Consider the following 23,680-nt stretch of genomic DNA (forward strand, 5'->3'; position numbering starts at 1 on the left):
TCCTTATTTGTTTTTACGGGCCTTGCCGGCGATGATAAAGCGCAATGCGTTGAGTTTGATAAAGCCTGCCGCATCTTTTTGATCGTAAACGGCATCTTCTTCAAACGTGCAGTAATCGGCGTTGAACAATGAAATATCCGAACTGCGTCCGACGACCATGACGTTGCCTTTGTAGAGTTTCAGGCGTACCGTACCGCGGACGTTTTCCTGGGTTTTGTCGATTGCGGCCTGAAGCATTTCACGCTCGGGTGAAAACCAGAAGCCGTTGTAAATCAGTTTGGCGTAGCGGGGCATCAGCTCGTCTTTGAGGTGGGCTGCTTCGCGGTCGAGTGTAATCGATTCGATAGCCCGGTGTGCTCGGATCATGATTGTACCGCCCGGCGTTTCGTAGCATCCGCGGCTTTTCATCCCGACGTAGCGGTTTTCGACGATATCGGCACGTCCGATACCGTGACGCCCGGCAATGATGTTGAGCTGTTCGAGCATTACGGCCGGAGAAAGGGTTTTTCCGTTCAAGCTTACCGGGTCACCTTTTTCGTATCCGATCTCGATGTATTCTGCTTCATCCGGCGCATTTTCGGGAGACACCGTCCAGCGCCACATGCTCTCTTCAGGTTCGGCGGCAGGGTCTTCGAGGATACCCCCTTCATAAGAGATGTGCAACAGGTTCGCATCCATCGAATAGGGGGATTTTTTCCCGCTCATCTCGATTTTGATGCCGTGTTCCGCAGCGTAGGCGAGAAGCTTTTCACGGGAGTTGAGATCCCACTCGCGCCAGGGGGCGATAATGGTGAGCGAACTGTTTTGTCCCAGGTAACCCATTTCGAAGCGGACCTGGTCGTTCCCTTTGCCGGTGGCCCCGTGGCTCACGGCATCCGCACCGGTAATGCGGGCGATCTCGGCCTGACGTTTGGCGATGAGCGGGCGGGCGATCGATGTTCCGAGGAGATATTCCCCTTCGTAGATCGCGTTGGCGCGGAACATCGGGAATACGTAATCGCGAACGAACTCCTCGCGCAGGTCTTCGATATAGATGTTTTCAGGTTTGATCCCCAGGCTCAGCGCTTTTGCGCGGGCAGGCTCCACCTCTTCGCCCTGGCCGATATCGGCTGTGAACGTAACGACTTCGCATCTGTATTCATCTTGGAGCCATTTTAAAATAACGCTGGTGTCCAATCCGCCGGAATAGGCGAGAACGACTTTTTTGACCTCTTTTTTCATAATCAGTATCCTTCTTAATTGATCCCCGGACTTCATACATCGGAAATGGAATGGAGTGAATACCGCGATTCTATCAAAAAAAGAATGAGAATCGCGTTAAAGTTTGATATTTAAAGAAGAGTCAGCGGGAGTTTGGGACGATTTGAGAAAATCGATGGTGCTCTTGAGATGTTGGAGCGTATGGGCGGTGAGACGTTTTTGCTGTTTAATCATTTCGGATGCCTGCAGAAGAAGATAAGCAGCTTCTTCTACCTCTTGGCGGGTTTCGAAACGGGGCATTTCATCGAGCAGAGATGCAACTGTATCGGGTTCTTCGAGTATCAGGGCCGCTTTAAAGCGTTCAAGCCACATTCGTACTCTCTTTCCACGCTTCGAGCAGCCCTTTCATGACGTTGTTGACTTCATCGATTTTGGCCGTATCTTTATACAACGCGGCTTCCATCAGCAGTTGAAGCTGGTAATTGTACAGACCGGCCAGATAATAGGCGACGTCCCCGTGGGAATAATCGAGAATGTGGATCAGTTCATTGATGACGGCGGAAGAGCGGTTGATCCAGTAGGTCCGTTTTTCAATGTCGCCGGTTTCGATGCACCGTTTTGCCTGCATATTGAAACGCAAGATCCCTTCATACATCATCTGAACCAGTTTGGCGGGCGATTCGACGACGATGTCGTTCTGGATATAAGTATTGTAGGCAAGATTATTGTTGTACATCGAAAATCCTTTTTCTTGTTCTTTTTCTGGTTCGGAAGGCGCGGGATCGGCTTCAGACGCTTTCATCAAACAGCAAACCGTTAATCTCTTGCATCTTTGGAAGGATCACTTGGGCTTCTTCGGCCGGAAAGCGGCGGATCATGTTATTGGTTTTGGTGTCGATGACCGACACGTAAAAATCTTCCGAGGAACTGTCAAATCCGAAACGGAGCGAAGTGTTGAACGGGTTAAGCGAACGGTTGAGTTCAAGTACCAGCTTTTCCATCTCTTTTTGATAATCGCCACCTGAAACTTTTGCTTCCCGCATTTTTTCGCTGGGCTTATTCTCATTCATCTGGCTTTGCTGCATCTGCTGCACGTTCTGCGTGCCGGGCGCTTCAACTCCGCCGCTTTTGGGCATTGCCATCTGGCTTTGCTGCATTTTCGCGGTTGATTGTAGAACTTCCATTTTTTTCTCCTACTGATAGGTTGGAACATTTGATACCCCTAAATCGTCTATCGAAAAAAAAACTTTAGGGCGCTTCTTCGATTATGTGTGATACCCTTGCGTTCATGAAACGATACTGGGCTCTTTTACGAAACGAACCGTTGTTGCGGCGTCTTTCGCTGATACAGTTGATCGCCTATTTCGGGGCGTGGTTCAGCAACGTCGCCATCTATACGCTTCTTATCCAGATGGGTGCGGATGCGGCGACGATCGCGTTGGTCGCCGCGCTCCATTTTCTGCCGGGTGTTTTCCAGGCTCCGCTGAGCGGGGTGCTTGTGGATCGGATCGATCCTCGACGGCTGATGATTATCCTCACCATCGTCGAGATCGTCTGCACCCTTTCGCTGATCAGCGTCGATTCGGTGTCGATGCTGAGTCTTTTGTATCTGCTGGTGTTCATCCGCATGGGTGCGGCAAGTTTTCATTTCACCGTCGAGATGTCGCTTTTGCCCCGCATACTCGAAGGCAAGGCGCTGCAAGCCGCCAACGAAATCCATTCGATCATCTGGTCGTTATCCTACACCCTCGGGATGGCACTCAGCGGGGTCGTCGTCTATTGGATCGGGGTGGTTCCCGCGTTTTTGCTCGACGCGGGGCTGTTCGGAATCGTTTTGCTGCTGGCGTGGGGAGTGAAACTGGAAAAAAAGATATCGGACCATTCCCCGCGGTTTACGGCGATGATGAGCGAAGCGATGTATTACATCGCCCGCAACCCGATCGTCGTTCATCTGATGCTTTTGCACGCAGTGCTGGGTTTTACGGCATTTGATGCGCTGGTGGCGCTGACGGCGAAGCATTATTATGCCGGTATTGTTGCCGTTTCTTTGGGAATAGGGCTTCAAAACGCCGCGCGCGCACTGGGTCTGGTGATCGGCCCCATGGTGCTGGGGCACTGGATCAACAATGCCCGGCTGGGATGGCTCTTTGTTGCCGAAGCGGGGGCAATCGCCCTCTGGGCGGCGGTTATGGAGAATTTTTACGCATCCCTGGCCGCCGCGGTGCTGGTCGGCTTCGTGACGACAACGTTGTGGTCGTATACCTATACGTTGTTGCAGCACCATACGCATCGGGATTTCTACGGGCGGGTAGTCGCCTATAACGACATGATTTTTTTGGGAGTCGGCGCTTTGGCGTCGATCTTGATAGGGAGTCTCGCGCAGCGGGGCGTTGCGCTTGAAACGATTACCCTGATCCTCGGGTGTGTTTTTCTCGCGGCCGCCGTTTATTACGCATGGATACGGCGCAATTACAGGTTGAAGGAGATCGAATGAACGGCGAAATATGGTTTGAAGAAGGAGAGACAAGAATCGATCTCTCCCGGCTCACGCGGCTCTACCCGGCCGCAGTGGTTCATGCCGCCGGAGAAACCGCTTCGGTATCGCTGGAGTGGGCGGAGATGAAGTCCGATGCCGTTCGGATCGAAGCGTACGTGCTGGTGTGCGATTTCGACCCTGTGGGCGAGGTACCGATCAACCGGGTTGAACTGCGATACGGAACAAAAGAAGAACTCTTTGCGACCATGGAGAAGGTCGCTTCGGCATTGCAGGGAGCGGCTCGAACGCAATGAAGCATCATGTTTTGCGCCTGGCCGTCCCCGCGGCGCTGAAACACCTTCTCGATATCCTCCAAATCCTTATCGATATGGTCATGGTGGGAGTTTTGGGGGCTGCGGCCCTTGCGGCGGTCGGACTTTCGATGCAGTTTATGATGGTGATACAGGCAGCCATGACCCTTTTCGGAGTCGGATCAAGCGCCCTGATTGCACGTTACATCGGAAGCGGCCGACGCCGCAGGGCATCGGCGGTTGTCTATGCCGGAGGGTGGATTGCCCTTGTCGGATCGGTAGGGGTCGGAGGGATCGGGTGGTTTTTTGCGCCCGAATTTTTCCGTTGGATGGGTTCGGACGGCGACGTTATCGCACTGGGAAGCGGTTATTTTCAGATTCTGTGCCTTGGAATGGGACTGATTTTTCTCGATACACTGGCCTACAATGCCCTCTCCGCCGCCGGGGACACCCAAAGCTCTCTGGTGATAAAAATCTTTTCGGCTCTGCTCAACGCGGGGCTGAATTATCTCTTTATTTTCGGTCACGGGGGTTTCGAGCCGATGGGTGTCGAAGGAGCCGCATACGCTACGGTGTGTGCGTACGGCTTCGGCGTCGCGGCATACGGGTGGCTGTTGTTCCGAAAGGGCGGGGTTTTGGACGTCTACCCCCTCTTCGTATCGGCGGACATGCGTCGAATCCTCTCCATCGGTCTGCCCGCGGCGTTTGAACGAGTGATCGGTGTTTCGTCGTTTTTGCTTTTCGTGGTGATTATCGCCTCGTACGGGACGCAGGCGCTGGCCGGATATCAGATCGGATTACGGATCGAAGCGCTGGCGTTTATGCCCGGATTCGGGTTTTCGGTGGCCGCCATGGTGCTCGCCGGCCAGTTTATCGGTGCCCGTCGATACGATGATGCGTACGCTTCGGGGATATTGAGCGCCAAAATCGCGATGGTGTTTATGGGGACGGTGGGGATTGTCCTCGTCGCCGTTCCCGAATATCTGGCCGCGATTTTTACCGACGATGCCGCAACCATCGAGTACGCGTCGATCTATTTGAGGCTCGTGGGGATCTCGCAGATTCCGCTGGCTTTGACGTTTGTCCTCAGCGGTGCGTTGCGCGGTTCGGGGGCGACGAAGACGACGATGCGGATTTCGATTCTTTCGCTGTGGCTGTTCCGGATCATCCCCTCGTATCTTGTGATGAAAGGGGGGGTGGGGATCTTCTGGGTTTACGTCGCGATGACGGTTGAGACGTTTATCAAAGGGTGGTGGTTCTGGCGGGTTTACCGTGCACGGCGATGGATCGAGACGAAAATCTGATTTTATCCCCGCTCGGTCTCGAGCATCTCTTTGTATTGCGCTTCGATGATTTTGAGGCGGCTGCGATCGGGCATTTTACGTGAAGCAATGTAACCGATCACGTTCCCTTCGGCATCGAGTTTGGGGACGATATGGACGACGACCCAATAAAATTTTCCGTCTTTGCGGAGATTTTTGACATACCCTTCCCAAATTTTTCCGCTTTGGATGATTTTCCACATCCCCTCAAAAGCGGCTTTGGGCATGTCGGGATGGCGGAGGAGGCTGTGGGGCTGCCCCACGGCTTCAACGGCCGTGTAACCGGTCATTTCGGTGAATTTGCGGTTGACGTAGGTGATGACCCCTCTGGTATCGGTTTCGGAAATCAGGCTGCGTCCGTCAAATAATACTTCTTCGTTGACCGGTGTTGGGCGTTTCATGTTAAGATTATCCTAAAACTTAGAATGGAGTATAAATGTGCGATTATAACCCCATTCTTACTAAAACTAAAGTTAAACACGGACTATTCTTTATTGTGAAGGGATAATGCAATGATTTCAGAACCTTACGCCTCACTGTACATTGACAGGAACGTCGGCGGCTATGCCGTCGGGATCGCGATGAGCGAACCCTACGGGATGAAAGGGTGGCTGTGTGAAATCCCATCCGACCCCGCCCATCCGTACGCGGTGATCGACCGGGCACTTCATCTGTTGTTCGTGATCGGGTGCAGCCGGGTCATCGTGGGGGCCAGCGAAGAGCGGTATTTCGAGGAGATCAAGGCCAATTTTTCGCTGTTCGAGTGCCGATACGTCACGTCGTGTTTTGAGAGCGAAGAGCAAAACCGTCTTTTTCGCGAAGCGTTTGCAATCGAATCTCTCCTGACCCCTATCGAGCATTTGTCGCTCGAACAGAGGCCGCTGTGTGCCCAGGCCCTGTCGCTGCTCGCACAGGAACTCCTCTTATCGCGGGAGGGGGGTCCGTATGCGGTTCCCTCGATCCTCGATACCTCGTTGCTGATGGAGTTGGGGAACAATGCGCTTGAACAGCTTGAAATGATCTCTCCCGATTCGAAGATGCCCAGCGTTTCGAAAGTCGTTCTGAGCATGAGCACGCCGATGGGAAAACGGTTGGGACGCTTCCGGCTTTTTTTGCCCATACGCGATGCGGTTGAACTGGAGCGGCGGTACGACTGGATCGAAGCAGCCCGTCCTCATGCGCAATGGTTGCGCGAACATCTGCGCGAAATCGGAGATATCGAATTGCTCTGGTGGCAATGCCAGAACCGCAAGGCATCAGATGAAAACGTTTCGCAGCTCCTCGATGCGATCGATCGAATCACGCTGATCCGCGATTATCTGATCCGGCATAAAGTCGCCTTGCTGATGCCCGAAGAGAGTTTGTTTGAAGGATGGGAAGACGCCATCCGCTCTTACGCCAGGCGCCAATGGCTCAGTGAACGGACCCCCCGGATACATGCGCTTTGCGGCTGGATCGCCCGACTCGACGTTGCGGTCGAGTCGGCGCGAAATGCCCAGACTTACGGACTCACGCGGCCGACGATCGTTGGGGATGCGAAGGAAGCATTTTTCCAGGCAATGGGATTGCGGCATCTGCTGGTCGAGTTGCAGGGGGTCGCGTACGTCCCCAACGACATTGTCATGGGACAGCGCGATTATCTTGATCTGCCCTATCCGCAGACCGTGATGCTCGATCCCCGGGTGCACGACGGGGCGAATGTACGCGGCGTTTTGCTGTACGGTATCAACTCCAGCGGAAAATCGTCACTGATGAAGAGCATCGGTATTTCGGCGGTCCTCGCGCAGGCGGGCTTCTTCGTTCCGGCGCGATCGATGAAATTTGCTCTGTTCGAGGGGGTCTATACCCGCATCATGTCCCGTGACAATGTCGCCAAGTCGCTTTCGACATTCGGTGTGGAGATGCTCGAACTCAATACGATTTTCAGCCGCGCCTCCGAGCGTTCGCTGGTCCTTGGGGATGAAATCAGCCACGGTACCGAGACGCTCTCGGCCGTGGCGATCGTAGCGTCCACGATCATTGAGCTTCAGCGCAGGGGTGCGCTTTTTTTGATGACGACCCATCTGCATCAGCTCTCTATGATTCCCGAACTGAGCCGTTTGCGCGAAGTGGTGAGCCTCCATCTTAGCGTCCGTTACGATGAACCGAGCGACCGGCTGGTGTACGACCGTATCCTCAAACCGGGACGGGGAAGCAGCGTATACGGACTTGAATTCGCCGAGTCGCTGCACATGGACCGCTGTTTTCTCGATAACGCCAAACGTCTGAGGGAACATCTGGCCAAAGAGTACGATGTCCTCGAACTCGCCCATCAAAAAGAGTACATCAAGCGTTATCGCGAAGTGAGCGCCTGCGAATGCGTCATCTGCGGGACATTGATCCGAAACCCCAAAACGGCGGGTACGGGAGGGACACACCATAACCTGATACCGCTTTGTGAAAAAGACCGCGCACGGATCGCTGAAGGCAAAATCAAACCAAGAGGGCTTATAATGACACCTCAAGGTTTGCGTCTGGAATACGAGACGCAGTTGTAAGGGATAGCATTGGACGTCATCAAACTCTTTAAAAAACTTCTCGAATCGCGCAGTGTCACCCCCGAAGACGGGGGAATTTTCGATTTTCTCGAAGGATATTTGGACGGATTCACCTTTATTCGGATTGACCGCGAAGAGGTGAAAAACCTTTTCGCCTACCGCCGTTTCGGAGAAGGGCCCCATTTGTGTTTTGCGGGGCATGTAGACGTTGTTCCTCCGGGAGAAGGGTGGGAAAGCGATCCTTTTGTCGCCACCGAAAAAGAGGGATTTATCTATGCGCGGGGAGCGCAGGACATGAAAAGCGGTGTTGCCGCGTTCGTTCAGGCTCTCAAAGAAGCTCCATCGTTCAACGGTACCCTTTCCGTACTCCTCACATCCGATGAAGAGGGACCGGCCAGGTACGGAACGCTCGAAGTGCTCAAATATCTCAAAACCCGCAACATGCTTCCCGATGCGGCGATCGTTGCCGAACCGACCTGCGAAGAGCGCTTTGGTGACGCGATCAAAGTAGGGCGGCGCGGTTCGATCAACGGCGTGATCGAAAAACACGGGAAACAGGGGCATGCGGCGTATCCCGAAAAAGCGACCAATCCGATCCACAAAGTCGCCCACGTCCTCCCCCATATCGCGGGAGTCGATCTGGATGAGGGAGACGAATATTTCGCTCCCAGCAAATTCGTCGTCACGGACATCCGCGCCGGGATGGAGGTGACCAACGTCACCCCCGGAAAACTCAAGCTGATGTTCAACATCCGCAACTCGACCAAAACGACGATGGAAGACGTGGAAAATTTCGTCCATCGCTATTTCAAAGAGATGAACTACACCCTACGGCTCGATCAGTCCGCGAAGCCTTTCGTCACCAATGCCGATACCCGAATCGTTCGTACCCTGGACGCGTCGATCGAAAAAGTGACGGGGATCCGGCCCAAACATTCGACCGCCGGAGGAACATCCGATGCCCGTTTCATCGCCGAATACGGGATCGATGTGATTGAATTCGGCGTAAAAAACGATACGATCCACGCCCCCAACGAGCGGACGTCGATCGATGAGGTCGTGAAGCTCTGCGAGGTTTTTTCGGAGGTTATCCGAACCTACTGATGCGCCGTTCGTCTTCGAGGATGAATCCCAACAGGTATTGCCCGAATTCCGAATAGCACTGCAGATCCTCTTCGTCCACATTTTGGGTGTTTTTGCGCTGCAGACGCAGATAATCTTCTCCTCCGTGCAGCGAATACATCACACCGGCATAAAAGAACCCGCGGCGGTTGAGCAATTCTATCGTTTCTTCGATATTCCCGAAGCGCTGAAGATTGACGTCGGCGTAGATCATCGCGCAGGTTTCCGACATCAGTGCGACTAGGGTAAGCTCCAGATGCTGCGGAGAGAGGGGAGCATCGATAATGATCGAGCCGATCCCCAATGCCTGATTGTGATGACAGGCGGGCGGCGTTACGGCGGCAGTGGTGGGCGGCGCCTCGTGAAAAGGGATTTTCGAACGTTCATAGGTTGCGGCAATGATTGCACGGTAGCGTTCGGGCAGTGCCAAAGAACGTTCGCCGCGGTCAAACAGCAGATACGAAACCATCGCTCCGCTTCGTCGGGTATCCTTGTAACGGTGTTCGATTTCGACCGTGGAGGGGACTTCGCCCAGCAATACGGCGGTTTCACTCATCCCGTGACGGAGATTGGCCCTTTGGCTGAAGGGGTGCAGCATGATCGCTTCGCCGTAAAATCCTGTTCGTCCCATCGAACGGGCGGTTGTGCACAGCAAATCGAACATCCGGTTCATGATCCCAAGATGCTTGAACGCCGGATCGACCGCGGCGATACCGATCTCGGCGATGGAAGAATTTTGTGCCGGGATCAGCGCGAAATGGCCGATCACCGTTTCGTAGTAATGGGCGACGATGGAGACGATGCGGCCCGTTTCGTTCGCCTGCCGGACCGCATCGGGATCGTAGACGAACCGTTTGTGATAAGTCTCATCGTAATTGCGCCGGATCAGGATCGAGATTCCCTCTGCATCCGAAGGGATGAACGTTCGTACCGCGATCTCCACCGTATCGTCGGGGGGGACGGGTGCCATTACATACTCCTCAATGCCAGCAGTCCCAGCACTTTCATCCCTACCGACAGCGCATCGTCGTCAACGTTGAAACGGCTGTTGTGCTGCGCCACACAGGTCCCTTTGGACTCGTCGCACGTCCCCAGCCGAAAAAAAACACCCGGAACTTTTTCGAGATAACGGCCGAAATCTTCCCCGCCCATCACGGGATCGACGAGATCGATGCAGTTTTCGCTTCCCAGCAGTGAAGAGGCTTCCCGGATGAGGAGATCGACCATGCCATCGTCGTTTTGCACTTCGGGAGTTCCGAAATCGTAGTGAAACCGGTAATCGGCGTGCATCGATTGGCAGATACCGCGAAGCGAGATCTCCATCATCTGGGGGATCTGCCGCCGCACGTCATGGTTGACGGTCCGGACGGTTCCCCTGAGGCGGACATGATCGCAGATGACGTTCGGAGCCCGTCCGCCTTCGATGGTTCCCAGTGAAATCACGGCGGGGTGGAGGGGATCGATCTGGCGGGAGACGATGTGGTTGATCGAGTTGACCGCCATCGACGTCACGAGGATTGCGTCGACTCCTTCGTGGGGACGCGCGGCATGGGAACTGCGTCCGAAAATCTCGATTTCGAACGTATCGGCCGAAGCGAGCATGACCCCTTTTTTGTAGCCGATCCGGCCCGTCGGCAGATAAGGGTAGGCGTGGAGGGCGAAGATCGCTTTGACGTTCTCCAGGCACCCGTCTTCGATCATTTGGCAACTTCCCCCCTCCATCACCTCTTCGGCGGGTTGAAAAATAAACCGCACGTTCCCCGTCAGTCTTCCCCTGATCCGGTTCAGGGCCAGTGCCGTCCCGAGAACGATTGCGGTGTGGGCATCGTGCCCGCACGCATGCATGACCCCTTTTTCGCAAGACGCGTAGGGAAGATCGTTCTGCTCCTCGATCGGCAGCGCATCCATGTCCGCACGCAACGCGACATAGGGTTTGGCGGGATCGGTAGTGATCTGGGCGACGAGGCCATGATGCCCCTCAAAGCCGAAGACTTCGATCCCCTCGGCTTCGAGAATCCCTTTGAGAAAATATTTGGTTTTTTCCTCTTTTCCTGAGAGTTCGGGATGGGAATGGAGCTCGTGGCGTATGGTTACGGTTCGCATTTCGAGATGGTCGATTGCTTCGAACAAAGAGTGATGTAACGCTTTCATGCTATCGAGTATAACACAGTTTTTTGCTACAATGGCGCTTTAAAATCCAAAAGGAAAAGGCCATGACAAAAATTGCCTTATGGCTCGCACTGCCCCTGTGGCTGATGGGCGCCGAGATCAACTGGAGTGCAAACTACGCCGAAGCGCAGGCAAAGGCGAAAAAAGAGTCCAAGCCGATGCTTGTCATCATTACCACCGAGCAGTGCCGCTGGTGCCGAAAACTCGAAGCGACGACGCTGGAAGATGACGGCATTATCTCGACAATCAACGGCAAATTTGCCGCGGTACATGTAACGCGGGATAAAAGCGTCTATCCCAAAAACCTGACCGCCAAAATGGTCCCGATGAGCTATTTTCTCGATCCGAACGGAAAAGTTCTTCACTCGATGCCGGGGTACTGGCCGACCGAGGATTACCAGTCGATCCTGAACGACGCTCTGCGAAAATACAAAAAATAAAAGGAAAACGATGCAAATTGTTCAAACGCCAAACGCTCCCGCGGCAATCGGGCCCTATTCCCAGGCGATGATCGCGAACGGAATGGTCTTTACGTCGGGGCAGATCGCCCTCAAACCCAGCGGAGAGATGGTGGACGGGGACGTCAAAACGCAGTGCGCGCAGGTGCTCGCCAACCTCAAAGCGGTTCTCGAAGCGGCCGGCAGTTCACTGGATAAAGTCGTCAAAACGACCATTTTTCTCGACAACATGGATGATTTCGGTGCAGTCAACGAGCTGTATGCCGAGGCTTTCGGGAATCACAAGCCCGCCCGCTCGACCGTGGCGGTCAAAACGCTACCGAAAAACGCGCTTGTCGAGATCGATGCGATCGCTTTAATCTAAGCTTAAATAAAGTTCGGCTACAATTCGCCACTTTTTGTAGACTTGTAAAGTAAGGAACAGTAATGTACGCAATTATCAAAAACGGCGGAAAACAGTACAAAGTTCAAGAGGGTGATATCCTTTTGTTCGACAAAATGGGTCTTGAGCCCAAAGCCACCGTCGAAATCAAAGAAGTTCTTGCCGTCAACAACGGCGAACTCAAAACCGGTACTCCATTTGTCGCGGGTGCTGTCGTCACTGCAGAAGTTATCAATGAAGGTCGTGACCGCAAAGTCGTGATCTACAAAAAACGCCGCCGTAAAGACAGCAAACTCAAACGTGGTTTCCGTAGAGATCACACACGCGTTCGTATCACGAAGATCGCCGCGTAATTTCATTTAATTACAGAAAATTAAGAGGAGAATACAATGGCTCACAAGAAAGGGATGGGTAGTACCCAGAATAATCGTGATTCAGCCGGTCGCAGACTTGGCGTCAAAAAATACGGCGGAGAATTCGTAAGAGCGGGTAACATCATTATCCGCCAGCGTGGTACGAAAGTACACCCCGGCAAAAATATCGGTATGGGTAAAGACCACACTCTGTATGCGTTGGTAGACGGTGTCGTAGCGTTCGAACGCAAAGACAAAAAACGCAAACAGGTTTCTGTTATCCCCGCTGCATAAATTCTTTAAATATCGGGCTTTTGCCCGATGTCTCTGGTAGTTTTTTCCCAAATCCTGTAAAATCTATTTTCTTAACGGTGTACTTGATCGGCATAGACGTCGCGATGCGTAAATGGTTAGAGAAAGCAAAAGTACAATATTAAGCGAATGATTGCAGACCGTGCGGCCGGAAACGTTCCCGGTCCGGTTATATGAAAAAGGAACATCAATGTTTAGCGATAGCGTAGAACTTACCGTCTCATCCGGAAAAGGGGGAGCAGGGTGTGTTGCTTTCCGCCGGGAAAAATTCGTCATTCAGGGCGGTCCAAACGGTGGTGACGGCGGTCGCGGCGGAGATGTCTATTTCAAAGTCGACAACAATACCCATACCCTCGCCCATTTCCAGGGAAACAAGAATCTCAAAGCCGAGAACGGACGGCCGGGCATGGGATCGAATATGGCCGGCAAATCGGGTCAGAAACTCGTCATTACGGTACCTCCGGGTACCCAGGTCGTCGATGTCGAAACGGGCGAAGTGCTCCTGGATCTCCTCGAAGACGGCAAAGAAGTTCTTTTCCTTCAGGGGGGGAAAGGGGGACTGGGGAACGTCCATTTCAAATCTTCCACCAACCAGCGCCCGATGTACGCACAGCCGGGCGAGCCCGGGGTGACCCGTATCGTCAAACTCGATCTGAAACTGATCGCCGATGTGGGGCTGGTCGGGTTTCCCAACGTCGGAAAATCGACCCTGATCTCCACCGTATCGAATGCGCGTCCCGAAGTGGCCAATTACGAATTTACCACGCTGACGCCGAAACTCGGTCAGATCAACGTCGGTGATTTCGATTCGTATATCATGGCCGATATTCCCGGTATTATCGGCGGCGCTTCCGAAGGAAAAGGGCTCGGGTTGAAGTTCCTGCGTCATATTGAGCGGACGAAGACACTGCTGTTCATGATCGATCTGGCTTCCTACCTCGAAATGGAGTATCAGTACCAGACGCTCAAAGAAGAGCTTGAGAAATTCTCCCCCCTGCTGGCTGAACGCAATTACGCGATCGCTCTGACGCGTGCGGATGCGATGAGTCCCGAAGAAGCGGTGCAGAAGAGCTCCGAATTCCTTGAAATGCTCGGATTGGATCGCGTCGCGAAAAGCCGTTTCGGCTTTGACGAAGCGTATCCCCTCTTCGAACAGGAACATTTCGAAAAAGAGTTTTACGATCCGTCCAAACCGGCATTCGTCGTCCCCATATCCTCGGCGGTTCATCTGAACATCAAGCCTTTGACCTATGCCCTGTATCATCTGATCGTTACGGAGCGCTAAGGATGAAACGGATTGTCGTCAAAGTCGGCAGTGCGGTACTCAGCGAGCAAAACCGCATCGCGAAAGACCGGATGCAAAATCTCGTCGATCTGATCGCAGAGCTGAAAACGAAATACGAAATCATCCTGGTCTCTTCGGGGGCGGTCGCCGCAGGGTATACCGAACTCAAACTTGACAAAAAAGTACTGGCCAACAAACAGGCGCTTGCTTCGATCGGTCAGCCGATCCTGATGAACAAATACCGAAAACTCTTCGACCCGCACGGGATACTTCCTTCCCAGGTTCTCGTAACGGCGGCCAATTTCAACACCCGCGAAGAGTCGCAAAAAGCCAAGGATACGATCGAAACGCTGCTTCAGCACAACGTCGTCCCCATTATCAACGAAAACGACGCAACGGCTACCGAAGAGCTCGTTCTTGGGGACAATGATCAGCTTTCGGCGTATGCGGCGTATCATTTCGGTGCCGATTTGCTGGTGATTCTCTCCGATATCGATGCCTATTACGACAAAGACCCACGCGGGAACCCGGACGCGAAAGTCCGTTCGCGGATCGAATTCATCACTCCCCACGAACTGGCGATGGAGGTGAACCCGAACCATAATTTCGCAACCGGCGGGATCGTGACGAAACTCAAAGCGGCCGATTTCCTGTTGAAGCGTGGGGGGGCGATGTTCCTGGCCAGCGGCTTTGAACTCGGGGATGTCCGCAGTTTCCTGATGGACGGGGTCCACAAAGGCGGAAGCCTCTTCAAAGCGTACGAAGGGGATGCATGATCCGCGTCGTCTTTATGGGGACACCCGATTATGCCGCGTCGATCCTCAAGGGGCTGATCGACGCTTCGGACATCGAAGTGCAGGCCGTCTACACCCAGCCCGACAAGCCCGTCGGGCGTAAAGCGGTATTGACGCCGCCCCCGGTCAAGGTATCGGCGACGGAGGCCGGGATACGGGTCGTTCAGCCCGAACGCCTCAGGGAACCGCAAACCGTGGCGGAACTCAAAACGATTTCGTGCGATTTGATCGTTGTTGCTGCTTACGGGCAGATTCTTCCAAAAGAGGTTCTCGAATACGTCCCCTGCGTCAATCTCCACGCATCGATTCTTCCGGCGTACCGGGGAGCGAGCCCGATACAGCAGAGTCTGCTGAACAACGATTCCCAAACGGGGGTTACGGCGATGTGGATGGATGAGGGGCTGGATACGGGTGCAATCATCGATATCCGAAAAATCCCCATCGCTCCCGATGAAATGGTGGAGTCGCTGTATAAAAGGCTGACCGACACGGCGATCGAGCTGACGTTGGACGTCGTCCGAAATTGGGACCGTCGCACCGCTCGGCCCCAAAACGATGCGGAGGCGAGCCATTGCCGTAAAATCACCAAATCCGAAGGGCTGATCGATTTTGTCGACGCGAAAGAGATTTATAATCGTTACCGTGCATTCACGCCGTGGCCGGGGATCTATCTCGAATCGGGGCTGAAAATCAAGAAGATGGCGCTGGAGACGGCAGAGGCCCCCGGAACGCCGGGAGAAATCGTTGCGATCGACAAAGAGAGTATCGTTGTCGCGTGCCGGACCGGAAGCCTACGGATTTTGACGGTTCAGGCCCCTTCCAAGCAGGAAGCTTCCGCCGTCGATTATCTCAACGGGAAACGGATCACGCGTGGAAATACGCTGGTTTGAATCGCTCGGATCGACGCAGACCTATCTTGTCGAGGAGTTGAAAGCGGGGAGGGCGGTTGCCCCGGTTTGCGTCGGAGCCTCCTTCCAAAGCGAAGGGAAAGGATCGCGCGGAAACCCCTGGATCGGAGCCGAAGGGAATCTTTTTCTCTCGCTTGCCTTTCCCCGCGCACTGTTGCCGGCGGACTTGAGAATCGAATCGGTGTCGATTTACATGGCTTTTTTGATGAAAGAGCTTTTGGCACGAATGGGATCGGGCGTATGGCTGAAGTGGCCGAACGATTTTTATCTGGAACACCGCAAAATCGGCGGAGTCGTTACGAATCTCGCAGGAGAGGATATCGTCTGCGGAATCGGGATCAACCTGGTCTCCGCACCTGAAGGATTCGGAACCGCCGATATTACCGTCTTACCATACAATTTAACAAAAATGTATTGCGAAATGTTTGAAAATTTGCCTTCATGGAAGCAGATTTTTAGTAAATACCAGTTAGAATTTGAGCATAGCAGAGAGTTTTTTACCCATCACGAAAAGGGTAGAATAGCGTTGGATGAGGCGGTGTTGCTGGACGACGGCTCGTTAATGTGCAAAGGTCAAAGGATATTCAGTTTACGATGAGTGAAGTTATTGTCATTGCCAATCAAAAAGGGGGCGTCGGAAAAACGACGACCGCGGTCAATCTTGCCGCATCTTTGGCGGTTGCCGAAAAAAAAGTTCTTTTGATCGATGCCGACCCGCAGGCCAACGCGACCACGTCGTTGGGGTATCATCGCAACAATTACGAGTTCAATATCTATCACGTATTGATCGGGGCGAAAAAACTTCGGGAAATCATTCTCAAAACGTCATTGCCCAAACTTTTCCTTGCCCCCTCGAATATCGGGCTTGTCGGGGTGGAAAAAGAGTACTACGATGCCGGAAACGCCAAGGGCCGTGAACTGATCCTCAAGCGGGCCATCGCACAGGTAAAAGACGATTACGATTACATCATCATCGATTCTCCGCCGGCGCTGGGGCCGATGACGATCAATGCCCTTTCGGCTTCCAATTCGGTGATTATTCCGATCCAGTGCGAGTTTTTTGCGCTTGAAGGACTCGCGCAGCTGCTCAATACGGTCAAGCTGGTGCGCAAGACGATCAACCCCAAATTGACGATCAAAGGTTTTCTGCCGACGATGTACAGCGCGCAGAACAACCTTTCCCGGCAGGTTTTTGCCGATCTCAGACAGCACTTTCAGGGGAAACTCTTCAAATCGCCCAGCGACGACTTTATCGTCATTCCGCGTAACGTCAAACTGGCGGAGTCCCCGAGTTTCGGCAAACCGGCTATTTTATACGACGTAAAATCGAGCGGGTCGGTTGCGTACCAAGAGTTGGCGCACGCGATTATCGCCTAAAGGAACACCATGGCCAAAGCATCTGCACTCGGGCGCGGTTTGGGCGCACTTTTAAGCGAAATCGAAGAAGCGTACGAAAACGAACTGCCTAAAAAAGGGGGAGTCGAAGAACTCCCGATCGTAAAAATCCGTCCCAATCCGTATCAGCCGCGCAAGCATTTTGACGCCGAATCGCTCTCCGAACTTTCCGAGTCGATCAAAACACACGGTTTGTTACAGCCCATCGTCGTCAAGGAAGATCTTGACGGGTACGTGCTGATTGCCGGCGAACGTCGTCTGCGCGCCAGTAAACTGGCCAAAACGAAAACGATCAAGGCGATCGTCGTCTCCGTCAGTGACGATCAGATGCGCCAGCATGCGCTGATCGAAAACATCCAGCGCGACGAACTCAATCCCATTGATTTGGCCCAGGCTTATCAGGAACTGATCGAAATCCACCAGCTGACGCACGATCAGCTCTCCCAGACGGTACACAAAAGCCGTGCGCAGATCACCAATACCCTTCGGCTTCTCCAGCTCGGGGAAAAAGGACGCAAAGCGCTTGCGGAAGGGAAAATCACGGCGGGACACGCCAAAGTGATCGTCGGACTCGAACCGAATGAGCAGGCGCTGATGATCGATTCGATCATCGGGCAGAAGTTAAGCGTCCGCGACGTCGAAGCCATGGTAAAAAAGATCAAGGTCCCTTCCGCCACGGTACCGGTTTCGTCCTCTTCGGACCTCGATTTCACAGCGCTCAAAAAGCGTTTGGGCGAGTTTGGTTATAAATGTGGCACCAAAGGTGACAAATTGACGATCGAATTTGAAAATAATGCCCGAATTGAATCATTTTTAGACCTTCTTTCCTAATATCCGCCGGCGTTTAACTGTCCCTTCAATTTAGTAGTTGTATAATCACGCAACTTTTAGGAGGTGGTATGTTAGATATAAGTCCGATGCTGCTTGGCAGCACACTGATTGTCTTCCTTGTCCTTATTGCCGTACTAAACAGTTTGCTTTACAATCCTCTTTTCAATTATATGGAAAAACGGGATGCGGATATTAAACACGATTTGGAACAAGTTGGCAGCAACGATTCCGAAATCGCCGCGTTCCACGCCAAAGCCGAAAAGATTATGAGTGATGCCAAACTGGAAGCTGCGGCATTAAGAGAAAAAGTTATTGCTGAGGCCAAAGCGCTGGCAAATAGCAAAATTGAGGCAAAGCGTGCTGAACTGGCACTTGAGTACACGAAATTCGAAGAAGCACTCTCGCAAGAGCGTGCGCGATTGACGGAATCGTTGAAAAACGAAGTTCCTGCTTTCCAATCCGCTGTATCAGCAAAACTAAATCAAATTTGAGGGACGCCATGAGTAAAATTATCGTAACGGTACTGATGCTGGGCGCCTATCTTTTTGGATCGGAAGCTGCGGCGGAGGGTTCGACGGATATCGTTCAGCGAACGGTTAACTTCCTGATTTTCGCCGGAATCCTTTATTACATTCTGGCCGAACCGGTAAAAAGCTATTTTTCCGGACGCAGTGCGGCAATCGCCGAGGAGCTGGACAAAGTCCAGGAACGTCTGCGCGAGTCGAAACGTCTTAAAGAGGCGGCAGAGCACAAAGTTGAAGAAGCGGTACGTTTCGCCAACGAACTGAGCGAAAGTGCCAAAAAAGAGAACAAAATTTTGAGCGACAAAATTTTGGCTCAGTGCGAACAGGATCTCGAAGTCATTCAAAAACAAAACGAAGTACTGATGGATCTTGAAAAACGCAAGATGGTCCGTGAAGTTGTCGGCGAAGTGATGAATGATGTCATGAACAGCAGCGGCGAAGCTCTGGGCAAAGAGGCCATGACCGAAATCTTGAAAAAGAAGGTGGCCTAAATGCAATACGAACTGATTGCCAAACGCTATACGAAGCCGCTGATCGACATGTGCGATCAAAACGCTCTTGAAAATCTTTCGGAACTTTTGAGCGGCGTTGCCGAATCGTTCAAGAATGAAAAATTCATTCAGATCATGAACAGCAGCGACGTCAAAAGCGAAGCGAAAACGGCACTGGTACTGGATATGGTAGCCCCTGCGAAAAGTCAGGTGGCCAACAATCTGGTCAAGCTGCTGGCCGAGAACGGCCGTCTTGCTTTGATTCCCGCCCTTGCGAGCGAACTTAAACGCGAGATCGCCCGTTCCAAACGGATGTATCAGGGACGCATCTACAGCAATAACACGATTGATCAGGCATCGGTCGATTCAATCGCACGTGATCTCGGAAACAAAGTCGGTGCAACCATCGCTTTGGAATACGTTCCGGCTCAATACGACGGCATCCGTGTCGAAGTGGACGAGCTCAACATCGAGATCAATTTTTCAAAAAGCCGCCTCAACGCTCAGTTGGTTGAGCACATTTTAAAAGCAATTTAACCCTCGCGAAAGGAGAAACTAGTGGTAGCAAAAGTACAAGCAGACGAAATCAGTTCGATTATTAAAGAGCGGATTGAGAATTTCGAACTTAACGTAGATATTAATGAAACCGGTAAAATTGTCTCATACGGAGACGGAATCGCACAAGTATATGGCTTGAACGACGTTATGGCCGGTGAAATGGTCGAATTCGAGGACGGTACTCGCGGTTTGGCGATGAACCTCGAAGAGAGCAGCGTAGGGGTTGTTGTTCTCGGTAAAGGGAAAGAACTCCGCGAAGGGATGTCGGTAAAACGTCTCGGCCGCCTTCTGCGCGTTCCGGTCGGTGATGCACTTCTCGGACGTGTCGTCAACGCCCTCGGTGAGCCGATCGACGGTAAAGGGCCTATCGAAACGACCGAAGTCCGTTTCGTTGAAGAAAAAGCTCCGGGGATCATGGCGCGTAAATCGGTTCATGAACCGATGGCAACCGGTATCAAGGCAATCGATGCCCTCGTTCCGATCGGCCGTGGACAGCGTGAGTTGATCATCGGTGACCGCCAAACCGGTAAAACAACGGTAGCACTCGACACCATCATCAACCAAAAAGGTAACGGTGTCGTCTGTATTTATGTTGCGGTAGGTCAAAAAGAATCAACGGTTGCTCAGGTTATCCGCCGCCTCGAAGAGCACGGCGCTCTTGAGTACACCATTATCGTATCGGCTACCGCTTCTGAAGCGGCGGCTCTTCAATTCCTTGCACCCTATACCGGCGTAACAATGGGTGAATATTTCCGTGACAATGCACGCCACGGTCTGATCATTTACGATGACCTCTCAAAACACGCGGTAGCGTACCGTGAAATGTCATTGATCCTTCGCCGTCCTCCGGGCCGTGAAGCGTATCCGGGTGACGTTTTCTACCTACACTCTCGTTTGCTCGAGCGTGCAGCGAAGCTCAACGACGAAATGGGTGCGGGTTCATTGACGGCGCTTCCGATCATTGAAACCCAGGCGGGTGACGTTGCGGCGTACATCCCAACCAACGTTATTTCGATCACAGACGGTCAGATTTTCTTGGAAACGGATCTGTTCAACTCAGGTATCCGCCCTGCGATCAACGTCGGTCTTTCCGTATCACGTGTCGGTGGTGCCGCTCAGATCAAAGCGACCAAGCAAGTTGCCGGAACACTCCGTCTTGACCTTGCACAATACCGTGAGCTTCAAGCGTTCGCCCAGTTTGCTTCTGATCTGGACGAAGTAAGCCGCAAACAGCTTGAGCGTGGGCAAAGAATGGTAGAGGTTCTCAAACAGCCTCCGTATTCTCCGCTCGGTGCCGAGAAACAAGCGTTGATCATTTTCGCAGGTAACGAAGGCTACCTTGACGATATCGCCGCTTCTGCAGTTGTAAAATTCGAAGCGGACCTTTATCCGTTCGTAGAGGCGTCTTATCCTCAAATTCTTGAAAACATCCGCAGCTCGTCAAAAATCGATGACGAAACTACGGCTCTAATGAAAAAAGCGCTCGAAGAGTTTAAATCTACTTTCGTTGCTGAATAAGGATTTCTATGGCTAACTTGAAAGAGATTCAAAGACAGATCAAGAGTGTTTCGAACACGCAAAAAACAACGCGTGCCATGAAGCTCGTTTCTACGGCGAAACTCCGCCGTGCGGAAGAGCTTGCGAAACGTTCTCGTCTGTTCGCACAAAAAACGAATCAAGTAATAGCTGAAATCGCGGCGCGTATCCAATGCAACAAAGTCGGCGGAATCGAAAACCGCTGCTTCCTTGAAAACGATGCGCCCGAAATGATTGATATCATTTTTGTCACTGCCGACAAAGGTCTTTGCGGCGGGTTTAACATTCAAACCATCAAAGCGGTAAAACGCGTGATGGCCGAATATAAAAACAAAAAAGTCAAAATTCGCCTTCGCGGAATCGGGAAAAAAGGTATTGAATATTTTAACTACAACGAAGTAGAGATGCTTGATGAAGTTAAAAATCTCAGCTCTGCACCCGACATGCAGCGTTCAAGCGAATTTATGGCGCGTTCGATCAACGATTTCAAAGAGGGTAAAATCGATGCCGTGTATGTCATCTACAACGGATACCTGAACGTTATTACCCAACAGTTGCATGTGAACCGGGTGTTGCCGGTAGATACTTCTGCGTATGCGTGTGAAGTGGAAAAAGATGCAATGCTTGACCTTGAAGCCCAGGATGAAGAGAAAATGCTCGATTCACTGGTTACCAAATACGCCGAGTATAACATGTACTATGCGTTGATCGATTCATTGGCAGCGGAACACAGTGCGCGTATGCAAGCTATGGATGCTGCAACCAACAATGCAAAAGAGATGGTTAACTCGTTGAAAGTCAAGTTTAACAAAGCGCGTCAAGAGGCTATCACGACAGAGCTTATCGAAATTATCAGCGGCGTAGAGTCGATGAAATAATTATGGAGGAAAGAATGATTGGTAAAATTGCTCAAGTAATTGGTCCGGTTGTTGACGTTGATTTTGACGGGTATTTGCCTACTATCAACGAAGCAATCGAAGTAAATGTAAGTGTTGAAGGGAATACTACTCGTCTTGTACTTGAAGTAGCGGCTCACCTCGGAAACGGTCGTGTCCGTACGATTGCTATGGATATGTCAGAAGGTCTTGTACGCGGCATGGAAGCAAAATCGACGGGTGCGCCGATTAAAGTTCCGGTCGGTGAAGAAGTTCTCGGACGTATTTTTAACGTTATCGGTGATCCGATCGACGGCGGCGAAGCGGTTAAAGGTAGCGATCAGTGGTCTATCCACCGTGATCCTCCTGCGTTGGTTGATCAAAGCACCAAAACCGAAATGTTCGAAACAGGTATCAAAGTTGTTGACCTTCTTGCTCCATACGGCAAGGGGGGTAAAGTCGGTCTGTTCGGTGGTGCCGGTGTCGGTAAAACCGTTATCATCATGGAATTGATCAACAACGTTGCAATGGCGCACAGCGGTTACTCTGTATTCGCGGGTGTCGGTGAACGTACCCGTGAAGGAAATGACCTTTACCACGAAATGAAAGAATCAAACGTTCTGGACAAAGTTGCCCTGTGCTACGGTCAAATGTCAGAACCACCGGGAGCACGTAACCGTATCGCTCTTACGGGTCTTACGATGGCGGAATATTTCCGTGACGTCAAAGGTCTCGACGTTTTGATGTTCATCGACAACATCTTCCGTTTCGCACAATCGGGTTCTGAAATGTCAGCACTTCTTGGCCGTATCCCTTCAGCGGTTGGTTACCAACCGACTTTGGCGCGTGAAATGGGTGCGCTTCAAGACCGTATCACATCAACCAAAAAAGGTTCGATCACTTCGGTTCAAGCGGTATACGTACCTGCGGATGACTTGACTGACCCGGCTCCGGCTTCAGTATTTGCCCACTTGGATGCGACAACGGTTCTTAACCGTAAAATCGCTGAAAAAGGGATCTACCCTGCGGTTGACCCATTGGATTCAACGTCACGTCTGCTTGATCCGCAAATTATCGGTGAAGAGCACTACAGTGTTGCTCGCGGTGTTCAAAAAACGCTTCAAAAATACAAAGATTTGCAAGATATTATCGCAATTCTCGGTATGGACGAACTTTCTGAAGATGACAAATCGACCGTTGAACGTGCACGTAAAATCGAGAAATTCCTTTCTCAGCCGTTCCACGTTGCGGAAGTGTTCACCGGCGCTCCGGGTAAATACGTCAAACTTGAAGACACCATCAAAGGATTCAAAGGAATCCTCGAAGGTGAATACGACCACCTGCCAGAAAGTGCTTTCTACATGGTCGGCGATATGAACGAGGCGATTGAAAAAGCGGCTAAAATGAAAAGCAAGTAATTGCTTCTCGCCTTATAAGGAAACACGATGGAAACACTCCAATTAGAAGTGCTTACGCCCAGCGGTCCGATCTATAACGGTCCGGCGAAAAGCGTCACCCTTCCGGGTGAAGAAGGGGAATTTGGCGTTCTCCCCGCACACGTCTCTCTGACGACGTTGCTCCAGGCCGGAGTCGTCGATATTCAGAAAGAGAACGGCAAAACCGAATCGATCGTCGTCAACTGGGGTGTGGTTCAGATCACCCACAATAAAGTTGTCGTCCTGGTCGACGGGGCCGTAGCGATTCGCGGTGACAGCGAAGGGGATATCGCCAAGGCGCTCGATGAAGCGAAAACGCTCATCAACAGCGTCGCAGATTCGAACACGATGATCGCGTCGGTCTCTGCACGCATCGAATCCGCTGCTCACAATCTCGTCTAAACT

General features: G+C 52.2%; 29 protein-coding genes. 22 read left to right on the forward strand and 7 right to left on the reverse strand.

The window, feature by feature from the left end:
* Positions 1 to 3: 3 nt before the first annotated feature.
* From AB1763_06465 to AB1763_06480, 4 genes are all read right to left on the reverse strand, one after another.
* The gene (locus AB1763_06465) at positions 4 to 1,221 is read right to left on the reverse strand and encodes an argininosuccinate synthase (protein MEW5832462.1); all 1,218 of its coding nucleotides are present in this window, start codon (positions 1,219 to 1,221) and stop codon (positions 4 to 6) included.
* Between the two features lie 96 nt (positions 1,222 to 1,317).
* Complete coding sequence (locus AB1763_06470) at positions 1,318 to 1,572, reverse strand: hypothetical protein (protein MEW5832463.1); 255 nt, start codon at positions 1,570 to 1,572, stop codon at positions 1,318 to 1,320.
* A complete protein-coding gene (fliS, locus tag AB1763_06475) occupies positions 1,562 to 1,936 on the reverse strand; it encodes a flagellar export chaperone FliS (protein ID MEW5832464.1) in 375 nt (124 codons plus the stop codon). The genes AB1763_06470 and fliS overlap by 11 nt, the downstream gene beginning before the upstream one ends.
* A gap of 52 nt (positions 1,937 to 1,988) precedes the next feature.
* The gene (locus AB1763_06480) at positions 1,989 to 2,384 is read right to left on the reverse strand and encodes a flagellar protein FlaG (GenBank protein ID MEW5832465.1); all 396 of its coding nucleotides are present in this window, start codon (positions 2,382 to 2,384) and stop codon (positions 1,989 to 1,991) included.
* 104 nt (positions 2,385 to 2,488) lie between these two features.
* Here AB1763_06480 and AB1763_06485 point away from each other — a divergent pair, with 104 nt between their 5' ends.
* The 3 genes from AB1763_06485 to AB1763_06495 are packed head-to-tail and all read left to right on the forward strand — an operon-like array spanning position 2,489 to position 5,291.
* Positions 2,489 to 3,694, forward strand: a complete 1,206-nt coding sequence (locus AB1763_06485) for an MFS transporter (protein MEW5832466.1) — start codon at positions 2,489 to 2,491, stop codon at positions 3,692 to 3,694.
* The gene (locus tag AB1763_06490; GenBank protein MEW5832467.1) at positions 3,691 to 3,990 is read left to right on the forward strand and encodes a hypothetical protein; all 300 of its coding nucleotides are present in this window, start codon (positions 3,691 to 3,693) and stop codon (positions 3,988 to 3,990) included. The genes AB1763_06485 and AB1763_06490 overlap by 4 nt, the downstream gene beginning before the upstream one ends.
* Positions 3,987 to 5,291, forward strand: coding sequence for an MATE family efflux transporter (locus AB1763_06495; protein MEW5832468.1), 1,305 nt, complete (start codon positions 3,987 to 3,989; stop codon positions 5,289 to 5,291). Before AB1763_06490 ends, AB1763_06495 begins: the two co-directional genes overlap by 4 nt.
* Positions 5,292 to 5,293: 2 nt before the next feature.
* Here the strand turns inward: AB1763_06495 and AB1763_06500 are convergent, their stop codons facing one another.
* Positions 5,294 to 5,710 carry a PAS domain-containing protein gene (locus AB1763_06500; protein MEW5832469.1) on the reverse strand — a complete coding sequence of 139 codons (417 nt, stop codon included), beginning with the start codon at positions 5,708 to 5,710 and terminating at the stop codon, positions 5,294 to 5,296.
* 111 nt (positions 5,711 to 5,821) lie between these two features.
* Here AB1763_06500 and AB1763_06505 point away from each other — a divergent pair, with 111 nt between their 5' ends.
* Both AB1763_06505 and dapE read left to right on the forward strand, forming a co-directional pair.
* Positions 5,822 to 7,846, forward strand: a complete 2,025-nt coding sequence (locus tag AB1763_06505) for a hypothetical protein (protein MEW5832470.1) — start codon at positions 5,822 to 5,824, stop codon at positions 7,844 to 7,846.
* 9 nt (positions 7,847 to 7,855) lie between these two features.
* The gene (gene dapE / locus AB1763_06510) at positions 7,856 to 8,950 is read left to right on the forward strand and encodes a succinyl-diaminopimelate desuccinylase (protein MEW5832471.1); all 1,095 of its coding nucleotides are present in this window, start codon (positions 7,856 to 7,858) and stop codon (positions 8,948 to 8,950) included.
* Here dapE and AB1763_06515 read toward each other — a convergent pair.
* Positions 8,934 to 9,938 carry a hypothetical protein gene (locus AB1763_06515; GenBank protein MEW5832472.1) on the reverse strand — a complete coding sequence of 335 codons (1,005 nt, stop codon included), beginning with the start codon at positions 9,936 to 9,938 and terminating at the stop codon, positions 8,934 to 8,936. The two genes, dapE and AB1763_06515, sit on opposite strands and share 17 nt — an antisense overlap.
* Positions 9,938 to 11,119 carry an amidohydrolase gene (locus tag AB1763_06520; protein ID MEW5832473.1) on the reverse strand — a complete coding sequence of 394 codons (1,182 nt, stop codon included), beginning with the start codon at positions 11,117 to 11,119 and terminating at the stop codon, positions 9,938 to 9,940. Before AB1763_06520 ends, AB1763_06515 begins: the two co-directional genes overlap by 1 nt.
* Before the next feature lie 62 nt (positions 11,120 to 11,181).
* Here AB1763_06520 and AB1763_06525 point away from each other — a divergent pair, with 62 nt between their 5' ends.
* The 17 genes from AB1763_06525 to atpC all read left to right on the forward strand — a co-directional run bounded on the left by AB1763_06525 (position 11,182) and on the right by atpC (position 23,677).
* Positions 11,182 to 11,577, forward strand: a complete 396-nt coding sequence (locus AB1763_06525; GenBank protein ID MEW5832474.1) for a DUF255 domain-containing protein — start codon at positions 11,182 to 11,184, stop codon at positions 11,575 to 11,577.
* Positions 11,578 to 11,587: 10 nt separating this feature from the next.
* Entirely contained in the window at positions 11,588 to 11,959 is a 372-nt protein-coding gene (locus AB1763_06530; protein ID MEW5832475.1) for a RidA family protein, read from the forward strand.
* A 62-nt stretch (positions 11,960 to 12,021) separates the two neighbouring features.
* Complete coding sequence (gene rplU / locus AB1763_06535) at positions 12,022 to 12,330, forward strand: 50S ribosomal protein L21 (GenBank protein MEW5832476.1); 309 nt, start codon at positions 12,022 to 12,024, stop codon at positions 12,328 to 12,330.
* Between the two features lie 36 nt (positions 12,331 to 12,366).
* Positions 12,367 to 12,624 (forward strand): 50S ribosomal protein L27, encoded by a 258-nt coding sequence (gene rpmA, locus AB1763_06540; GenBank protein ID MEW5832477.1) that lies wholly within the window; start codon positions 12,367 to 12,369, stop codon positions 12,622 to 12,624.
* Between the two features lie 208 nt (positions 12,625 to 12,832).
* The gene (gene obgE, locus AB1763_06545) at positions 12,833 to 13,927 is read left to right on the forward strand and encodes a GTPase ObgE (protein MEW5832478.1); all 1,095 of its coding nucleotides are present in this window, start codon (positions 12,833 to 12,835) and stop codon (positions 13,925 to 13,927) included.
* 2 nt (positions 13,928 to 13,929) lie between these two features.
* Complete coding sequence (gene proB / locus AB1763_06550; protein MEW5832479.1) at positions 13,930 to 14,703, forward strand: glutamate 5-kinase; 774 nt, start codon at positions 13,930 to 13,932, stop codon at positions 14,701 to 14,703.
* Positions 14,700 to 15,611, forward strand: coding sequence for a methionyl-tRNA formyltransferase (gene fmt, locus AB1763_06555; protein MEW5832480.1), 912 nt, complete (start codon positions 14,700 to 14,702; stop codon positions 15,609 to 15,611). The genes proB and fmt overlap by 4 nt, the downstream gene beginning before the upstream one ends.
* A complete protein-coding gene (locus tag AB1763_06560; GenBank protein MEW5832481.1) occupies positions 15,592 to 16,227 on the forward strand; it encodes a biotin--[acetyl-CoA-carboxylase] ligase in 636 nt (211 codons plus the stop codon). The genes fmt and AB1763_06560 overlap by 20 nt, the downstream gene beginning before the upstream one ends.
* Positions 16,224 to 17,006 (forward strand): AAA family ATPase, encoded by a 783-nt coding sequence (locus AB1763_06565; GenBank protein MEW5832482.1) that lies wholly within the window; start codon positions 16,224 to 16,226, stop codon positions 17,004 to 17,006. Before AB1763_06560 ends, AB1763_06565 begins: the two co-directional genes overlap by 4 nt.
* 9 nt (positions 17,007 to 17,015) lie before the next feature.
* Complete coding sequence (locus tag AB1763_06570; GenBank protein MEW5832483.1) at positions 17,016 to 17,855, forward strand: ParB/RepB/Spo0J family partition protein; 840 nt, start codon at positions 17,016 to 17,018, stop codon at positions 17,853 to 17,855.
* A 68-nt stretch (positions 17,856 to 17,923) separates the two neighbouring features.
* Complete coding sequence (locus AB1763_06575; GenBank protein MEW5832484.1) at positions 17,924 to 18,346, forward strand: F0F1 ATP synthase subunit B'; 423 nt, start codon at positions 17,924 to 17,926, stop codon at positions 18,344 to 18,346.
* Positions 18,347 to 18,354: 8 nt separating this feature from the next.
* Positions 18,355 to 18,870 carry a F0F1 ATP synthase subunit B gene (locus AB1763_06580; GenBank protein MEW5832485.1) on the forward strand — a complete coding sequence of 172 codons (516 nt, stop codon included), beginning with the start codon at positions 18,355 to 18,357 and terminating at the stop codon, positions 18,868 to 18,870.
* Positions 18,871 to 19,407, forward strand: coding sequence for a F0F1 ATP synthase subunit delta (locus AB1763_06585; protein MEW5832486.1), 537 nt, complete (start codon positions 18,871 to 18,873; stop codon positions 19,405 to 19,407).
* A 21-nt stretch (positions 19,408 to 19,428) separates the two neighbouring features.
* Complete coding sequence (gene atpA / locus AB1763_06590; GenBank protein MEW5832487.1) at positions 19,429 to 20,946, forward strand: F0F1 ATP synthase subunit alpha; 1,518 nt, start codon at positions 19,429 to 19,431, stop codon at positions 20,944 to 20,946.
* Positions 20,947 to 20,954: 8 nt separating this feature from the next.
* The gene (gene atpG, locus AB1763_06595) at positions 20,955 to 21,842 is read left to right on the forward strand and encodes an ATP synthase F1 subunit gamma (GenBank protein ID MEW5832488.1); all 888 of its coding nucleotides are present in this window, start codon (positions 20,955 to 20,957) and stop codon (positions 21,840 to 21,842) included.
* A gap of 14 nt (positions 21,843 to 21,856) precedes the next feature.
* Positions 21,857 to 23,257, forward strand: coding sequence for a F0F1 ATP synthase subunit beta (atpD, locus tag AB1763_06600; GenBank protein MEW5832489.1), 1,401 nt, complete (start codon positions 21,857 to 21,859; stop codon positions 23,255 to 23,257).
* A 27-nt stretch (positions 23,258 to 23,284) separates the two neighbouring features.
* Positions 23,285 to 23,677 carry an ATP synthase F1 subunit epsilon gene (atpC, locus tag AB1763_06605; GenBank protein ID MEW5832490.1) on the forward strand — a complete coding sequence of 131 codons (393 nt, stop codon included), beginning with the start codon at positions 23,285 to 23,287 and terminating at the stop codon, positions 23,675 to 23,677.
* Positions 23,678 to 23,680 lie beyond the last annotated feature (3 nt).

Source organism: Campylobacterota bacterium (assembly GCA_040752835.1).
GTDB lineage: Bacteria > Campylobacterota > Campylobacteria > Campylobacterales > Sulfurimonadaceae > Sulfuricurvum.